We start from the raw sequence: 15516 nt of genomic DNA on the forward strand, positions 1-15516 counted from the left end.
CGCATGACCGACGCGCGCGAGGAGCCCCCGGCCGGACCCCCGCCGGAGCCCCCGGCGGGCGGGTCCCGGCTGCTGACCGTCGGCCGGGCCGCCGCGCTCGTCGGGGTCAGCGTCAAGACGCTGCACCACTGGGACGCCATCGGCCTCGTCCGCCCGAGCGGGCGGACGAGGGCGGGCTACCGGCTGTACGCGGACGAGGACATCGCCCGCGTGCACCAGGTCCTCGTCCACCGGGAGACCGGCCTGCCGCTCGCCGAGATCGGCCGCCTCCTCGACGCGCCGGACACCGACGCGCGCGGGCGGCTGCGCCGCCAGCGGGAGCAGCTCGTGGAGCGCGTCGCGCGGCTGGAGAAGATGATCGGCGCCGTCGACCGCATGCTGGAGGCCTCGCGCCGGGGGATGCGGCTGACCCCGCGCCAGCAGGTCGAGATCTTCGGCGACGACTGGCGGCCCGACTGGACCGACGAGGCCGAGGAGCGCTGGGGCGGCAGCGCGCAGTGGGCGCAGTACGCGGAGCGGGCCGCCGCGAAGTCGCCGGAGGACTGGAAGGAGATCGCGGCCCGTACGGAGGAGCTGAACGCCGATTTCGCCGCCGCCCTCCGCGCGGGCGCGGCGCCCGGCTCCGAGGCGGCGAACGCCCTCGCCGAGCGCCACCGCGCGCTCATGTCCACGTACTTCGACTGCACGCACGCGATGCAGGTCTGCCTCGCCCGCGAGTTCACCGGCGAGGGCAGGTTCGCCGCCTACTACGACGCGATGGAGCCGGGCCTCGGCGCCTGGCTGCGCGGGACGGTCGACGCGAACGCCCGCGCCCATGGCACCGACCCGGAGACGGCGACCTGGCCGGAGCCCGGGGAGACCGGGACCGGGGAGACCGGGACCGGGACGTCCGATATTCCCTCGCCAGAGGCCTATAAGAAATAACCGTTTGCCTAGGCATCCTAGGCAAAGTTAGCGTCGCCCACATGAGAGCCGCACGTGAACCCGATATCCGCGCCTCGTTCGTCAACTGCTCGCGGGGCGAGGCCAAGCGCCTCGGCGTCCCCCGTGACCTGGACGAACGCCCCTGGGGCGATCTCGACTTCCTGGGCTGGCGCGACCCGGGCGCGCCGGACCGCCGTTATCTCGTGGCCGAGCGCGACGACCGGCTCGTCGGCATCGTGCTGCGCATCCCCTCGCAGCCCCGCGTCGCCCGGAACCACACGATGTGCTCGGTCTGCCTGACCACGCACCCGGGGGACGGCGTGACGCTCATGGCGGCGCGCAGGACGGGCAAGGCGGGCCGCGAGGGCAACACGGTGGGGGCGTACATGTGCACCGACCTGGCCTGCTCGCTCTACGTGCGCGGCAAGAAGATCCCGGCCTCCGGCGGGCGGCTCCAGGAGTCGCTCTCGGTGGAGGAGCAGATCGCCCGCACCCGGGCCAACCTCTTCGCGTTCCTGGACAAGCTGGACGGCTGACCGTGCGGGATCCGTACGGGGTCCGTACGGGAATGGCCGGGCCCCGCCCCGCTGTTCCGCCGACGGATGCCCGCGAGCCGATCCGAAGGAGCCCCATGCCCGAGCAGCAGCCCCCGGCGTTCAGCGTCCCCGTCACGGTGCGGGGGTACGAGACGGACACCCAGGGCCACCTGAACCAGGCCGTCTATCTCCAGTACGCCGAGCACGCCCGCTGGTCCCTGCTGCGCGCGGCCGGCGTCGAGCAGGCGGCCCTGGTCGCGGCCGGGTACGGCCCCGTCGTACTGGAGACCACGGTGAAGTACCTGCGGGAGCTGCGCGCGGGCGACGAGGCCGAGGTGAGCTGCGCCTTCGAGTGGACGGAGGGCCGGAAGGTGCACGCCGTGCGGCAGACCGTCCGCACGGCCGACGGGACCCTCACCGCCACGGTCGACGCGGTGGGCGGGATCCTCGACCTGCGCACGCGCCGCCTGGTCGAGGACCCGCGCAAGCCCCTGATGGAGCTGGCCTCCGACCCCGCGGTGCTGGGCCTCACGGCCTGACGGCGCCCTCCCCGGGCGGCACCGCGATCCGCCACCCCGGGTTGTACGTGCCGGGGACGGGGAACGCGCGCCAGCCCGCGCCCACGGCCCACGCGGGCAGCGGCCGTCCGCGCAGGACGAGCGCGCTCGCCCGGCCGGGGCCCGCGGGCCCCTCCCCCGCCGCGCAGCCCGCCACGTGGGCGACGGGGATCACGGAGCTGTTGCCGCGCAGCACGCACGGCGGCTCCACCCCGTGCGCGCGCAGCAGCCGCTCCATGCGCCGCCAGTCCTCGCGGGCCCCCGCCTGGATGCCGGAGTGCAGCCCCGCCTGGTGGGCCTGGTAGGCGAGGTGGGACACGAGCAACACGGCGGCCACGGGGAGGAGCACGCGCCGCGCCCGCAGGGCCCGCGCCCGCAGGGCCGCGCACGCGCCCGCAGCGGCGACCGGCGCGAGCAGCGCGTAGGCGGGCAGCAGGAAGCGGGGCGCCGCGTAGTCGAGGAAGAAGAGATACGGCACGGCCACCGCGAGCGCGGCGGCCACCGGCAGCGCGGCCCACGCGAGCCGTCCCGCCGCGCGCGCAGCCCACAGCCCGAGCGCGACGAGGGGCGGCAGCAGCAGCCACCAGCCCGCCGAGGCCCAGTCGGTCCCGGCGGCGCCGCACGGGCGGCACAGCAGCGGCCCGTCGAGCGCCGCCGCGTGTTCCGGCAGCGAGAAGGCGGGGCTCATGCCGCCCTGGACGCCGCTGGCCTCGCGCAGCCGTTCCCGTACGCCGCCGAACCGCAGCCACGCCTCGACGGCCCAGGGCACCAGTCCGAGCGCCAGCCCCCCGCACACGGCACCGCTCAGGCGCCACCGCACCCTCCTTCTGCCCGCCCTCCGGCCCGCCGCCAGGAGCGGCACGGCGGCGAGCAGCACCAGTCCGGGCCAGACGGCGTCGTGGGGCCGCATCAGCGCGGCGGCGGCGAGCCCGCCGACGAGCCCGGCGTACGCGCGCCCGCCCGCGCCGTCCAGCACGCGCAGGAAGCAGCCGACGGCGCAGGCGAGCCCCGTCGCGACGTAGTGGTTGGGCATCGCGGCCCCCGCGTAGAAGAGCGCGGTCCACAGGCCGCCGTAGAGCCCGGCGGCGAGCGGCACGGTCCCGGCGGGGAAGCCCGCGCGGGCGGCGAGGGCGAGCCAGGGCCGGAAACCGAGGTAGAGGGCGAGCGCGGCGGCCAGCGTGAGGTAGCAGCGCAGCAGCCCCACCGAGTCGCTGAAGGCCGCCACGGGCGCGATGAGGAGCGGCACCCCGCGCGTACGGGGCGCGCTGAACGGCACCTCGGGGCCCGGACCGTGCGGCGGGAAGCGGCTGGCGTAGACGATCTCGTCCCAGCCCAGCGCCAGCGTCGGGGGAACGAGAACGGTCGAGACGAGAACGAAAAGCGCACATACCGCGATCAGCAGGCGATGCGGATCAATCCGCGCAGGACGCTTCACATCACGCATCTTGCACCCATGAAAGGGGCGGGGCACGGACCCTCGTGAGGATCCGTGCCCCGCCCCTGTGTCCCGGGCGGCTCAGCCGGCGGCGCGGCTCAGCCGGTGCGGTGGCGCGCCGTGGGTCAGACGGCGGAGCCCGCCTTCCACTCCGACCAGTCCATGTTCCAGCCGTTGAGGCCGTTGTCGGGCTGGATGGTCTTGTCCGGGGAGCCCTTCATGACGACGACGTCGCCGATGAGCGAGTTGTCGTAGAACCACGCGCCGTCGGTGCCGGAGTCGCCCGCGCCCTTGGCGTCCTTCATGCCCACGCAGCCGTGGCTGGTGTTGCCGGAGCCGAAGGGGGCGCCCCAGTAGTTGCCGTGGATGAAGGTGCCGGAGGTGGACAGCCGCATGGCGTGCGGCACGTCGGGGATGTCGTAGCCCTCCGCGCCCTTACGGCCGAATCCGACCGTGTTGCCGTCCATCCGGGTCTCCTTGTGCTTCTCGGAGATCACCATCTTGCCGTTGTACGTCGGGTTCTTGGCGCTGCCCGCGGAGATGGGGATGGTCTTGATGGTCTTGCCGTCGCGGACGACCTTCATCTTGTAGGTCTTCGCGTCCACGGTCGTGATCTGCGAGCGGCCGACGTTGAAGGTGACGGTCTTGTCCTGGACGCCGGTGATGCCCTGGCCGCCCTTCACGCCGTCGAGGTTCAGGTCGACGGTGATCTTGGTGTTCGGCTTCCAGTAGTCCTCGGGGCGGAAGTCCAGCCGGTCGCTGCCGAACCAGTGGCCCACGATCTCCTGGCCGCTGGTCGACTTGACCTTGATCGCGGACTGGACGGCCTTCTTGTTGGCGATCTGCTTGTCGAAGGTGATCGACACCGGCATCCCGACGCCCACCTTGGCGCCGTCCTCGCCCGCGTAGGTCCCGATGAAGCTGTTGTCCGGCGAGACGGTGGTGAAGGTCGAGTTCTCGACGGCCTTGCGGCCCTCGCCGTCCTTCGCCTTCGCGGTGACCTCGTACTTCGTGGCCCGCTCCAGCGCCTGCTTGGGCTTCCAGGACTTGCCGTTCGCCGCCAGCTCACCCTCGACCTGGGTACCGCTCTGGGCGGCCTTCATGGTCACGCTCGTGAGCTTGCCGCCCTTGACGGTGATGTTGCCACCGGTGTTGATGCTCGCGCTGTCCGAGCCGTCCTTGCCGGTGATCTTTATTCGCGCGTCCGACGTGCTGTCCTTCTTGCCCGATATCTCGGACTTCGCCGCGGAGCTGTCGTCGCCGCCGTCATCGCCGCCGCCACCGCACGCGGTCAGCGTCAGAACGCCGCCGAGCAGTACGGCCGTCGCCGCAATGCCTTTACGGCGCTTCCCCACCGTCATCACTGGCCTCTCCATTTACCCTCGGAACCCCATGTCTCCCCGATTTGACGCGGACGGCTGTGTACGCCCGCACACCATCCGAAACCGGACATGCGAACCCCAGCACTACGCAAGAGAACGCAAGCGTGACTATGACCGGTTCCACTTTCGGTGAAACTGTGGGGTAGAACACTCATCCGGGTCGTATGCCGCGCTCCCGCAGGTGAACGGAATGACGGCTTCCTTTGGCCCCCTCCCTGTCAGTAACATCGGCGCCCGTACGGTTAGTTCACGCACCCCCGACGGAGTCTCCCCGTGTCCGGATCCGGACTCTCCCGCGTGTCCGCGCATCGCCGCCCTCTCGTCACCGCCGCGGTGGCGGGCGGCCTGCTCCTCGCCCTCTGGTTCGTCCCCTCCGCGAACGCGACCCAGGAAGCACCGAAAGGGCACCCTCAGGTGACCGATCACCAGCCCGCCCACCCCCGCTAGCCCGCGCCCGCGGGGGCACGGCGGACCTCAGACCAGCTCGCCCGTCACCGGCTCCACGGCACGGAGCAGCGCCCCCGTACGGACGAACTCCTCCGAGGTGCCCAGATCCGGCGAGAGGAAACGGTCCTCGCCCGGCCCTTCGGCGCCCGCCTCGCGCAGCGCCCGGACCACGGCGCGGCCCGCCTCGCCGCCCGGCAGCGCGCCCGCGCCCTCGCGGATCTCCAGGGCCCGCGCCGCGGCGTACAGCTCGACGGCGATCACGCGGGTCAGGTTGTCCACGGCGGTCCGCAGCTTGCGCGCCGCCGACCAGCCCATGGAGACGTGGTCCTCCTGCATCGCCGAGGACGGGATCGAGTCGGCCGAGGCCGGGGCGGCGAGCCGCTTCAACTCGCTGACCAGCGCCGCCTGCGTGTACTGGGCGATCATCAGCCCCGAGTCCACGCCGGGGTCGTGCGCGAGGAAGGGCGGCAGGCCGTGCGAGCGGTTCTTGTCCAGCAGCCGGTCCGTACGCCGCTCCGCGATCGACGCGAGGTCGGCGACGGCGACGGCGAGGAAGTCGAGCACGTACGCCACGGGCGCGCCGTGGAAGTTGCCGTTCGACTCCACGCGGCCGTCCGGCAGCACCACGGGGTTGTCGACGGCGGCGGCCAGCTCGCGCTCGGCGACCACGCACGCGTGCGCGAGGGTGTCCCGGCCCGCGCCCGCGACCTGCGGCGCGCACCGCACCGAGTACGCGTCCTGGACGCGCGGCGCCGCCGCCTGCCCGTCGTGGCCGGTCTGGTGGTGCCCGGTCATGCCGGAGCCGTCCAGGACCTTGAGCATGTTCGCCGCGCTCGCGGCCTGCCCCGGGTGGGGGCGGATGGCGTGCAGCTCGGGCGCGAGGACGCGGTCGGTGCCGAGCAGCGCCTCCAGGCTGAGCGCGGCGGCGATGTCGGCCGAGGTGTAGAGCCGGGCGAGGTCGTCGCAGGCCATGAGCAGCATGCCGAGCATGCCGTCGGTCCCGTTGAGCAGCGCCAGCCCCTCCTTCTCGCGCAGCTCGACGGGGGCGATGCCATGCTCGGCCAGCAGCTCGCGCGCCGGGCGGACCTCGCCGTCGGGGCCCTCGGCCTCGCCCTCGCCCATGAGCGTCAGGGCGCAGTGCGAGAGCGGCGCGAGGTCCCCGGAGCAGCCGAGCGAGCCGTACTCGTGGACGACGGGGGTGATGCCCGCGTTGAGCACGTCGGCCATGGACTGCGCGACCTCGGGCCGTACGCCCGTGTGCCCGGAGGCGACGGTCTTGAGGCGGAGGAACATCAGCGCGCGCACGACCTCGCGCTCCACGCGCGGGCCCATGCCCGCGGCGTGCGAGCGCACGATGTTGCGCTGGAGCTGGGTGCGCAGGTCGTGGCCGATGTGCCGGACGGCGAGCGCGCCGAAGCCGGTGGATACGCCGTAGACGGGGTCCGGCTTGGCGGCGAGGTCCTCGATGAACCGGCGGGCGGTGCGCAGCGCTTCGAGCGCCTCGTCTGTCAGCTCGACCCGTGCCCCGTGACGGGCGACGGCGACGACGTCCCCGGGGGTGACCCCGGAGGACCCCACCCTCACTGTGTGCATATCCATATTCACGAACCCTAGTGAGTGAATGTCGTTCTGTCACGAGAGAGCGGTCCGCGCCTGCCTAGGTGCATTAGGCTGCACGCTGCCAGGCCTAGGTTCGCGAGTTGTGGAGGGTGGAGGGTGCCCATGCCGCGCGCCGGACTGACGGCCGAGCGGATCACCGCCGCGGCGGCCGACCTCGCGGACGCCCGAGGGCTCGACAACGTCACGCTCTCCGCGCTCGCCCGCGACTTCGGCGTCAAGGACGCGAGCCTCTACTCGCACGTGCGCGGCGTCCGCGACCTGCGCACCCGGATCGCGCTCCTCGCGGCGGCCGAGCTGGCCGACGTCCTCGGCGCCGCCGTCGCGGGACGCGCCCGCCGGGACGCGCTCGTCGCCTTCGCCGACACGTACCGCGCGTACGGCCTGGAACACCCCGGCCGGTACGCCGCGCTCCAGCTCCCCCTCGACCCTGAGGAGCACGCCGACGACCCCGGCTTCCTGCGCGGCGTCGAGCTGACGTACGGGCTGCTGCGCGGCTACGGGCTGGAGGAGCCCGACGCCACCGACGCGGCACGGCTGCTGCGGGCCACCTTCCACGGCTACGTCCACCTGGAGGCGGGCGGCGGCTTCGGCGCGCCCCGGCCCGTCCGCGCCTCGTGGGAACGCTCCCTGGAAGCCCTCCACCGGACCTTGGAGAACTGGCCGTAGGGGCCCCTGAGCAGGGACTGCCCCTTGCTGCGCGTTGCAGGCTGCGGATCGCGGATGGTCGCGCGCGCAGTTCCCCGCGCCCCTTGAGGGCACTCCTCGCAGCGCCCCGTCAGGGGCGCGGGCCCGTACAAGACTTCGGGGCTTGCCCGATCAGGGCGCGGGGAACTGCGCGACCAGCCACGACGCCGTCGCAGCCTGCAACGCACCGCACGGGGCACCCCGAACCCAGCCCTGATCCGCGGGGCGCGCCTCAAAGGTGGCGGCCGCGGAAGGTGCGGCGTTCCCCCCGGGGGGACACCGCGGGGGCGTCCGCGAGCCGGACCACGGGATCGTCGGCTCCCCCGTCGCGCCCCGCGACAACCGGCTTCGGGGAGCGCGCCGCCTTCGCGCGGTACTGAGCGGCGTCCGCGAGCCGGAAGAGGCGGCGTGCGCTGCGGACCTCGCCGATCGGGTCGCCCGTCGAGGCCACCCCGCACGCCACGCCCTCGCCCAGCTCCAGACCGGCCGCCCTGCGGCACAGCTCGTCGGCGGCGCGGACCACCTCGTCGGCGGTGGGCCCGGGGGCGAGCAGGCAGAACTCGTCGCCGCCCAGCCGCCCCGCGAGCGCGCCCGGCAGCATCGCGCCGCACAGGGACAGCACCGAGCCGAATCGTTCCAGCAGCCTGTCGCCCGCCTCATGGCCGTGCGCGTCGTTGACCCGCTTGAGGCCGTTGATGTCGCAGACCACGAGGCTCACGACGGTGCCGTGCTCCCGGTGCGACTCCACCGCCTCGTCCAGCCGCGCGTCCACGGCCCGCCGGTTGGCCAGGCCCGTCAGCGGGTCGGAGAACGCGAGGCGGCGGACCTCCTCCAGGTGCTCGTCCTGCGCGAGACCCGAGGCGATGATCGCCGCCAGCACCGTCGCGAACGCGGCGTCACCCCGGTCGAAGGCGGGCTCCCCCGTGCCGCGGGCGACGTGCAGCTCTCCCCACGCCCGCCCGTGCAGCACCAGCGGCGCGACGACGCACGAGCCCCGCCCACGGCGGCGCAGCGCGTTGGACCGCCCCGAGAACGCGTCGTCCCGGGTGCCGACCCAGGCGTGCGGCTCGCCCCCGCCGCCCGCCCACTCCTCGTGCAGGAACTCGGTGATCTCCGGGAAGTCGTGCACCGGGTACGACTCGTCGGCCGGGAACTCCTCCTCGCCCTCGGCCAGCTCCCCCACGTTCACCAGCACCCGCAGCCGCCCCCGGTCCCGCTCCCAGCAGGAGATCGCCGCGAACGAGCCGCCCAGCGCCTCACGGGCCCCGCGCGCCGCGGCGTGCGCGAGCGCGCGGTGCGGCAGGTGGGGCGTGTCGTCGCACGGGACCGGCACCGGCACCGGAACGGGCGCCGAGGTGTGCGCCGCCGCCATCGCCTGTGCCAGCCCCACCACGGCACAGAGCCGGGCGTCCGCGTCGTCTCCCATTCGGCCCATACGACCAAGATTAGGAGGCTTCGACCCGTTCCGCCGTATGGACCCGTGCACGGAGGGTGACGCCCTCCGTCACCGGCCCGGCCAGTCCGGCTTCCGCTTCTCGTTGAACGCCGCGACGCCCTCCGCGCGGTCCCCCGAGAAGGCGACCGTGCGCCAGGCCGCGTCCTCGACCTCCAGCCCGGCCCGCAGGTCCATGCCCCAGCCCGTACGGAGCGCGCGCTTGGCGGCGCGCAGCCCGACGGGCGAGTTCGCCGCGATACGGGCGGCGAGGGCCAGCGCCTCCTCGCGGTCCTGCCCCGCCTCGTCCGTGAGCCGGTCGACGAGCCCCAGCTCGCGGGCCTCCGCGGCCTCCACCCGGCGCGCGGTGTAGATCAGCTCGGCGGCGCGCGCGGCGCCCACGCGGCGCGGCAGGAGCTGGGTGCCGCCCCCGCCCGGGATGACGCCGACGGACACCTCGGGCAGCCCCACGACGGCCGTCGGGTCGGCGACGATCAGGTCGCAGGAGAGCGCCAGCTCGAAGCCGCCGCCGAGCGCGTACCCGTGGACGGCGGCGACGGTCGGCACGGGCAGCTCCAGTACGGCCGTGTACGCGGCCCGCGTGTGCGGCCGCTGCCGGCCCAGCTCGGCGTCGCTGAGCGCGTTGCGCTCCTTGAGGTCGGCGCCGACGCAGAACGCCCGCTCGTGCGTGGAGGTCAGGACGACGGCGCGGACGTCGTTGTCCGCGGAGAGCTCCGCGCAGGCCTCGGTGAGGGCCTGTGCGAGGGCGGTCGAGATCGCGTTCATGGCCTTCGGCCGGTCCATGACGAGCTCAGCGACATGCGTCTCCGGGTTCCTCCGGACGCCGACCCACTCTCCGTAACGCGCTTCGGTCTGAGTCATGCGGGCACCCTACGTTTCGCCCCGGCGAGAGCGCCCCGAAGGGGCGCGGGGAACTGCGCGACAAGCCACGACGCGGGCGCGCCCCGCAAACCACAGCCCGGGGCACCCCGAACCCGGCCCTTGTACGCGCGCACCCAGCGAAGTGGGCTGCGCTTGCCAACCCTGCTCCCCCAAGCTCTTCGAGCAGGGGGCGCCCCCAGTGGCAGACTTCCCAAGCACAGTGGGGTTGAGGGCGAGCAAGACGTGCCCCGGCAGGGGCGCGGGGAACTGCGCGACAAGCCACGACGCAGCCGCAGCCCGCGGAGCACAGAACGGGGCACCCCGAACCCGGCCCCCGGAACAGACGGCGCAAGCCCCCCGCAGGGGCTAGCGGCGGCGGAGCAGCCAGGGTTCGACCACGCCGAGGCCACGGACAGGGCGCTGGTAGAGGGGTTGGAGGGCGAAGCGGAAACCGGAGAGGTCCTCGCTCTCCTTCTCGGACTCCGGGGCGTCCCCGGAAGCCGTCAGCTCCGCCCGTACCGCACCGTCGACCAGGACCGTGTCCTTGGGCGCTATCGAGGTCAGCCGGCTGGCGAGGTTGACCGTGTTGCCGAACACGTCGCCCATCCGCGTCGTCATCGTGCCGAAGGCGATGCCGACGCGCAGCTCGGGCATCGTCTCGTCGTTGGCCATGGTCTCGATCAGCCGCAGCCCGATCTCGGCGGCGGTGCCCGCGTCGTCGGCCACGTAGAGGATCTCGTCGCCCAGGGCCTTGATCAGCCGCCCGCCGTGCGCGGCGACCAGGTCGGCCGAGGTCGTCTCGAACGCCTCGACCAGCTCGCCCAGCTCGTCGTCCTCCAGCCGCCGCGTCAGCCGCGTGAAGCCCACGAGGTCCGCGAAGCCGATGGCCTGGCGCCGGTCGACCATCTCCTCGTCGTCCTGCGCCTGCACGACACGCCCCGTCGCGGCGGCGAGCTGGCGCCGCCAGACGTAGACGAGGAACTCCTCCAGCTCCGGCAGCAGGAGCTGCACCAGCGGATACGTGACCTCGTTGCGCGTCATGCCCGGCTCGGGCGGCTCGGTGAGGCCCTCCAGGAAGGAGTCGATCTGCCAGTCGGCGAGCCGCGCCGTGGTCTGTCCCGTGGAGCGCGCGACCTGCACGGCCATCGTCTCGCTCAGCAGCCCGGCCTCGACGAGGCCCGCGAGGCGCCGCAGCGCCAGGACGTCCGCCTCCGTCAGGGCACGGGCCTGGCCGACGTCGGCGAAGCCCATCGCCCGCCAGAAGCGGGAGGCCAGCTCCATCGAGACGCCCGCGGCCCGCGCGGCCTGGAACGGGGTGTACTGGCGCTCCGAGCCGAGGATCAGCTCCTCGATACGGAGCGCGCTGGGGTCCTCCTCGCCGTCCGGGTCCGCGGGGTCCGCGTCGGGCGGATCGGCGGCCTCCGCCGGGTCGGCCCCGTTCGGACTGGCCTCGGCACCAGGACCGGCACCGGCACCGGTTCCGGTACCGCCCCCGGAACCCCCGTCCTCCTCCGCGTCCCCCGCGGACGCGGACTCGTACGTACGTGCGGGCGTGCCCGGATCATCCACGGTCACTGCCCGCCCCTTGCACCCCTCGCGGCGTACCGTCGTCCCTGCGCACAGCCCTTCCGTTCCTCTTGCTCAGCCTCATCCGGCCACATCTCAGCGCCGAGCCCACCATACGGCAGTTGTGCGATAGCTCACTCTCCGGCCGTGGGGCGCAGGTGCACGATGTCACCCGCCGCGACCGGCCGCTGCACGCCCTCCGCGGAGGCGATCACCAGCCGTCCGTCCCCGTCCACGGCGACCGCCTCGCCCGTCAGCTCGTCCCCGCCGGGCAGCTCCGCCCGTACGGTACGGCCGAGTGTCACGCATCCGGCGGCATATGCCTCCAGCAGCACGCTCTCCGTCGGGTCCCCGTCGGCGGCCGTCCAGCGGCCGTACCAGTCCTCGAACGCGCGCAGCACGGCCCGCAGCAGCGGGTCCCGGTCCGTGCCCTGCGCGCCCGCCAGCGCGAGGGAGCCGGCCGTCGGTACGGGCAGCTCGTCGGCGCTCAGCGTGACGTTCAGGCCGATGCCGAGGACGACCGCGGCGCCGCCGGGGGTCTCGACGCGCTCGGCGAGGATGCCGCCGAGCTTGCGCTCCTCGCCGCCGACGCGCGCGAGGACGTCGTTGGGCCACTTGAGTCCCATGTCGACCCCGGCGGTCCGGGCGAGGGCGCCCGCCACGGCCACGCCCGCGAGGAGCGGGATCCAGCCCCAGCGCTCGGCGGGGGGCGCGGGGCGCAGCAGGGTCGAGAAGAAGAGCCCGGAGCGCGGCGGGGCGCTCCATCCCCGGTCCAGCCGTCCGCGGCCCGAGGTCTGCTCCTCGGCGACGAGCACCGTGCCGGGTTCGGCCTCGCCCTTGCGGGCGCGGGCGGCGAGCTCTGTGTTGGTGGAGCCGATGCTGGGGACCACGTCGAGTGCCGTGAACATCGAGTCGTCCCGGACGAGGGCTTTGCGGAGTGCGGCCTCGTTCAGTGGCGGCCGATCCAGATCGGACCAGCGATTACGGGGTACGTCGGAGTCAGCCATCCCCTCAGGCTAGAGGCCCCCCAGGCCTTTGGGCTTGCCCGATCAGGGGCGCGGGCCTGTATCCGATATGCGGCTCCGCCGCGCGGGCGCGCCCGGTCACCACGCCACGAGGCCTGCCCCTCCAGACCTCCCGAGCTTCGCGGGAAGGGAGGGGAGAAGCGGGGGCCTGGCCCGGCGGGGTTGCGCGGCAGGAGTCGGCGGGGCGCCCCAGTGGCGAGCGGAATGTGGTCAACGCCGCACCGTCAGAACCGACGCGCGCCGATAACCTACGAACCGGTAGCCCCCGATGACGAGCGAGTAGGAGCCCCCCGCAGATGTCAGAGCAGGCGAGCCCAGACATCCACACCACCGCGGGCAAGATCGCGGATTTCGAGCGGCGTACCGCCGAGGCGGTGCACGCGGGCTCGGAGCGCGCGGTGGAGAAGCAGCACGCCAAGGGCAAGCTGACGGCCCGTGAGCGAGTGGAACTGCTGCTCGACGAGGGCTCGTTCACGGAGCTGGACGAGTTCGCACGGCACCGCTCGACCAACTTCGGGCTGGAGAAGAACCGCCCGTACGGGGACGGGGTCGTCACCGGTTACGGAACCGTGGACGGCCGCCCCGTCTGCGTGTTCTCGCAGGACTTCACCATTTTCGGCGGCGCGCTCGGCGAGGTCTACGGCGAGAAGATCGTCAAGGTCATGGACTTCGCCCTGAAGACCGGATGTCCGGTCATCGGGATCAATGACGGCGGCGGCGCCCGTATCCAGGAGGGCGTCGCGGCGCTCGGCCTGTTCGCGGAGATCTTCCGCCGCAACACGCACGCCTCCGGCGTGATCCCGCAGATCAGCCTCGTCCTGGGCCCCTGCGCGGGCGGCGCGGTGTACTCCCCGGCGATCACCGACTTCACGGTGATGGTCGACCAGACCTCGCACATGTTCATCACGGGCCCGGACGTCATCAAGACGGTCACCGGCGAGGACGTCGGCTTCGAGGAGCTGGGCGGCGCCCGTACGCACAACACGACGTCCGGCGTCGCGCACCACATGGCGGGCGACGAGAAGGACGCCATCGAGTACGTGAAGGCGCTGCTGTCCTACCTGCCGTCCAACAACCTCTCCGAGCCGCCGGTCTTCCCCGAGGAGGCGGACCTGGAGACCTCGGACGAGGACCGCGAGCTGGACACGCTGATCCCGGACTCCGCGAACCAGCCGTACGACATGCACGGTGTGATCGAGCACGTGCTCGACGACGGGGAGTTCCTGGAGACGCAGGCCCTGTTCGCGCCGAACATCATCACCGGTTTCGGGCGGATCGAGGGCCAGGCGGTGGGCGTCGTCGCCAACCAGCCGCTGCAGTTCGCCGGGTGCCTCAACATCGACGCGAGCGAGAAGGCCGCCCGCTTCGTGCGCACGTGCGACGCGTTCAACGTGCCGGTGCTCACCTTCGTGGACGTCCCCGGCTTCCTGCCGGGCACCGACCAGGAGTACGACGGCATCATCCGCCGCGGCGCCAAGCTCATCTACGCCTACGCGGAGGCCACGGTCCCGCTCGTCACCGTCATCACCCGCAAGGCGTTCGGCGGCGCGTACGACGTCATGGGCTCCAAGCACCTCGGCGCCGACCTCAACTTCGCCTGGCCGACGGCCCAGATCGCCGTCATGGGCGCCCAGGGCGCGGTCAACATCCTGCACCGCAAGACCCTCGCGGCGGCCCCCGAGGACGGCCGCGAGGAGCTGCGCGAGCAGCTCACCCAGGAGTACGAGGACACGTTGCTGAACCCGTACGTGGCGGCCGAGCGCGGCTACGTCGACGCCGTGATCCGGCCGTCCGAGACCCGCCGCCACATCACCCGGGGCCTGCGCACGCTGCGCTCCAAGCGGGAACAGCTTCCGCCCAAGAAGCACGGCAACATCCCGCTCTGAGCCCGGCAGCACCCCGCAGCGAGCGCGTCGAGGAGGCAGCGCCATGATCAAGGTCGTACGAGGCAATCCGACGCCGGAGGAGCTGGCCGCCACCCTGGCGGTGGTCAGAGTGCGGGCCGCCGCGGCAGCCACCGCGGAGCCCGCCGGCGCCGTGCGCAGCGCGTGGTCCGACCCGGCCCGCACGGTGCCGGGGCGGACCCCGGCACCCGGCCCCGGCACCTGGCGCCGGTCCTTCTGGCCCGGCTGACACGAGCACGCGGCTGATCTGAGTACGCGTACTCAGGCGCGAGCGGGGCGTTCCGTTCCATCATCGGTCGATGCTGTGGTCGGATCCCCGTGACGAGCCGGACGAGGAAACCCGCGCGGCCCGGACGAAGTTGGAGCGTCTGTACTGGGTGCTGCCGGTCGTCGTCGCCGTCGTGATGCTGCTGCTGCACGCGAGCAACGTGTGACCGGGCCCGGGCCCTCCCCCAAGCTCTTCGAGCAGGGAGGTACCCCATGGCCGCTCGTACGATGGCGGCCATGACCGACTCAGCACCGCGCCCCCGCCTCGTGCTCGCCTCCGCCTCCCCCGCCCGCCTCGGCCTGCTCCGGCAGGCGGGCCTCGCCCCCGAAGTGATCGTGAGCGGGGTGGACGAGGACGCGCTGACGGCCGCGAATCCGGCGGAACTCGCGAAGGTCCTCGCCGAGGCGAAGGCCGCGGCGGTCGCCGCGCGCCCGGAGGCGGCGGGCGCGCTCGTCGTCGGCTGCGACTCGGTCCTGGAGCTGGACGGCGAGGCCCTGGGCAAGCCCGCGGACGCGGAGGAGGCCACGGCCCGCTGGAAGGCCATGCGGGGCCGCGCGGGCGTCCTCAGGACCGGGCACTGCGTCATCGACACCCGCGAGGGCGGCGGACGTACGTCCACGACGGCGTCCACCGTGGTCCGCTTCGGGGAGCCCACGGACGCGGAGGTCGCGGCCTACGTGGCGAGCGGCGAGCCCCTCCATGTGGCGGGCGCCTTCACCCTCGACGGCCGCTCGGCGCCGTTCGTCGAGGGCATCGAGGGCGACCACGGCAACGTCATCGGGCTCTCGATGCCGACGCTCCGCGCGCTCCTGGCCGAACTGGACGTCGCGATCACCGACTTGTGGGCGTGAGCG

At 73.4% G+C, this 15516-nt stretch carries 16 protein-coding genes; 9 read left to right on the forward strand and 7 right to left on the reverse strand.

Annotated elements, in window-relative coordinates; all coding sequences use genetic code 11:
* Window positions 1-3 precede the first annotated feature (3 nt).
* The 3 genes from ABD343_RS13870 to ABD343_RS13880 all read left to right on the forward strand — a co-directional run bounded on the left by ABD343_RS13870 (window position 4) and on the right by ABD343_RS13880 (window position 1999).
* The gene (locus ABD343_RS13870; protein ID WP_344527689.1) at window positions 4-924 is read left to right on the forward strand and encodes a MerR family transcriptional regulator; all 921 of its coding nucleotides are present in this window, start codon (window positions 4-6) and stop codon (window positions 922-924) included.
* Between the two features lie 41 nt (window positions 925-965).
* Window positions 966-1460, forward strand: a complete 495-nt coding sequence (locus ABD343_RS13875; protein ID WP_344527691.1) for an FBP domain-containing protein — start codon at window positions 966-968, stop codon at window positions 1458-1460.
* A 95-nt stretch (window positions 1461-1555) separates the two neighbouring features.
* Window positions 1556-1999 (forward strand): acyl-CoA thioesterase, encoded by a 444-nt coding sequence (locus ABD343_RS13880; RefSeq protein WP_344527693.1) that lies wholly within the window; start codon window positions 1556-1558, stop codon window positions 1997-1999.
* On the opposite strand, the gene ABD343_RS13885 is transcribed toward ABD343_RS13880, so the two are convergent.
* Window positions 1989-3461 carry a hypothetical protein gene (locus tag ABD343_RS13885; protein ID WP_425578172.1) on the reverse strand — a complete coding sequence of 491 codons (1473 nt, stop codon included), beginning with the start codon at window positions 3459-3461 and terminating at the stop codon, window positions 1989-1991. The genes ABD343_RS13880 and ABD343_RS13885 overlap by 11 nt on opposite strands.
* 116 nt (window positions 3462-3577) lie before the next feature.
* Entirely contained in the window at window positions 3578-4813 is a 1236-nt protein-coding gene (locus tag ABD343_RS13890) for a L,D-transpeptidase (protein ID WP_344527697.1), read from the reverse strand.
* Window positions 4814-5107: 294 nt separating this feature from the next.
* Between ABD343_RS13890 and ABD343_RS13895 the strand changes: the two genes are divergently transcribed.
* Entirely contained in the window at window positions 5108-5281 is a 174-nt protein-coding gene (locus ABD343_RS13895) for a hypothetical protein (RefSeq protein ID WP_344527699.1), read from the forward strand.
* Between the two features lie 27 nt (window positions 5282-5308).
* On the opposite strand, the gene hutH is transcribed toward ABD343_RS13895, so the two are convergent.
* Window positions 5309-6880 carry a histidine ammonia-lyase gene (hutH, locus tag ABD343_RS13900; RefSeq protein WP_344527701.1) on the reverse strand — a complete coding sequence of 524 codons (1572 nt, stop codon included), beginning with the start codon at window positions 6878-6880 and terminating at the stop codon, window positions 5309-5311.
* A gap of 123 nt (window positions 6881-7003) precedes the next feature.
* Between hutH and ABD343_RS13905 the strand changes: the two genes are divergently transcribed.
* The gene (locus ABD343_RS13905; protein WP_344527703.1) at window positions 7004-7567 is read left to right on the forward strand and encodes a TetR/AcrR family transcriptional regulator; all 564 of its coding nucleotides are present in this window, start codon (window positions 7004-7006) and stop codon (window positions 7565-7567) included.
* 250 nt (window positions 7568-7817) lie between these two features.
* Here ABD343_RS13905 and ABD343_RS13910 read toward each other — a convergent pair whose 3' ends face one another.
* The 4 genes from ABD343_RS13910 to ABD343_RS13925 form a co-directional block, all read right to left on the reverse strand.
* A complete protein-coding gene (locus ABD343_RS13910) occupies window positions 7818-9011 on the reverse strand; it encodes a GGDEF domain-containing protein (RefSeq protein ID WP_344528558.1) in 1194 nt (397 codons plus the stop codon).
* Window positions 9012-9089: 78 nt separating this feature from the next.
* On the reverse strand, window positions 9090-9899 hold the full coding sequence (locus tag ABD343_RS13915; protein WP_344527705.1) for an enoyl-CoA hydratase/isomerase family protein: 810 nt from the start codon (window positions 9897-9899) through the stop codon (window positions 9090-9092).
* Between the two features lie 366 nt (window positions 9900-10265).
* Window positions 10266-11474 (reverse strand): adenylate/guanylate cyclase domain-containing protein, encoded by a 1209-nt coding sequence (locus ABD343_RS13920; protein WP_344527707.1) that lies wholly within the window; start codon window positions 11472-11474, stop codon window positions 10266-10268.
* A 125-nt stretch (window positions 11475-11599) separates the two neighbouring features.
* On the reverse strand, window positions 11600-12472 hold the full coding sequence (locus ABD343_RS13925) for a biotin--[acetyl-CoA-carboxylase] ligase (protein ID WP_344527709.1): 873 nt from the start codon (window positions 12470-12472) through the stop codon (window positions 11600-11602).
* Window positions 12473-12786: 314 nt separating this feature from the next.
* On the opposite strand from ABD343_RS13925, the gene ABD343_RS13930 reads away from it, so the two are divergent.
* From ABD343_RS13930 to ABD343_RS13945, 4 genes are all read left to right on the forward strand, one after another.
* Complete coding sequence (locus ABD343_RS13930; RefSeq protein ID WP_344527711.1) at window positions 12787-14376, forward strand: acyl-CoA carboxylase subunit beta; 1590 nt, start codon at window positions 12787-12789, stop codon at window positions 14374-14376.
* Window positions 14377-14419: 43 nt separating this feature from the next.
* A complete protein-coding gene (locus tag ABD343_RS13935) occupies window positions 14420-14623 on the forward strand; it encodes an acyl-CoA carboxylase subunit epsilon (protein ID WP_344527713.1) in 204 nt (67 codons plus the stop codon).
* 70 nt (window positions 14624-14693) lie between these two features.
* A complete protein-coding gene (mmpB, locus tag ABD343_RS13940; protein ID WP_344527715.1) occupies window positions 14694-14828 on the forward strand; it encodes a morphogenic membrane protein MmpB in 135 nt (44 codons plus the stop codon).
* A 61-nt stretch (window positions 14829-14889) separates the two neighbouring features.
* Window positions 14890-15513, forward strand: coding sequence for a Maf family protein (locus ABD343_RS13945; RefSeq protein WP_344528560.1), 624 nt, complete (start codon window positions 14890-14892; stop codon window positions 15511-15513).
* Window positions 15514-15516 lie beyond the last annotated feature (3 nt).

It is taken from the genome of Streptomyces albiaxialis (assembly GCF_039530985.1).
In the GTDB taxonomy this organism is placed as follows: domain Bacteria; phylum Actinomycetota; class Actinomycetes; order Streptomycetales; family Streptomycetaceae; genus Streptomyces; species Streptomyces albiaxialis.

Excerpts from the sequence above, each read along its gene's own strand:
- ABD343_RS13890 (WP_344527697.1), bottom strand. The coding sequence starts at position 4,813 with ATGACGGTGGGGAAGCGCCGTAAAGGCATTGCGGCGACGGCCGTACTG.
- hutH (WP_344527701.1), bottom strand. The coding sequence starts at position 6,880 with ATGGATATGCACACAGTGAGGGTGGGGTCCTCCGGGGTCACCCCCGGG.
- ABD343_RS13910 (WP_344528558.1), bottom strand. The coding sequence starts at position 9,011 with ATGGGAGACGACGCGGACGCCCGGCTCTGTGCCGTGGTGGGGCTGGCA.
- ABD343_RS13915 (WP_344527705.1), bottom strand. The coding sequence starts at position 9,899 with ATGACTCAGACCGAAGCGCGTTACGGAGAGTGGGTCGGCGTCCGGAGG.
- ABD343_RS13925 (WP_344527709.1), bottom strand. The coding sequence starts at position 12,472 with ATGGCTGACTCCGACGTACCCCGTAATCGCTGGTCCGATCTGGATCGG.
- ABD343_RS13875 (WP_344527691.1), top strand. The coding sequence starts at position 966 with ATGAGAGCCGCACGTGAACCCGATATCCGCGCCTCGTTCGTCAACTGC.
- ABD343_RS13935 (WP_344527713.1), top strand. The coding sequence starts at position 14,420 with ATGATCAAGGTCGTACGAGGCAATCCGACGCCGGAGGAGCTGGCCGCC.
- ABD343_RS13880 (WP_344527693.1), top strand. The coding sequence starts at position 1,556 with ATGCCCGAGCAGCAGCCCCCGGCGTTCAGCGTCCCCGTCACGGTGCGG.
- mmpB (WP_344527715.1), top strand. The coding sequence starts at position 14,694 with ATGCTGTGGTCGGATCCCCGTGACGAGCCGGACGAGGAAACCCGCGCG.
- ABD343_RS13930 (WP_344527711.1), top strand. The coding sequence starts at position 12,787 with ATGTCAGAGCAGGCGAGCCCAGACATCCACACCACCGCGGGCAAGATC.
- ABD343_RS13870 (WP_344527689.1), top strand. The coding sequence starts at position 4 with ATGACCGACGCGCGCGAGGAGCCCCCGGCCGGACCCCCGCCGGAGCCC.
- ABD343_RS13885 (WP_425578172.1), bottom strand. The coding sequence starts at position 3,461 with ATGCGTGATGTGAAGCGTCCTGCGCGGATTGATCCGCATCGCCTGCTG.
- ABD343_RS13945 (WP_344528560.1), top strand. The coding sequence starts at position 14,890 with ATGGCGGCCATGACCGACTCAGCACCGCGCCCCCGCCTCGTGCTCGCC.
- ABD343_RS13905 (WP_344527703.1), top strand. The coding sequence starts at position 7,004 with ATGCCGCGCGCCGGACTGACGGCCGAGCGGATCACCGCCGCGGCGGCC.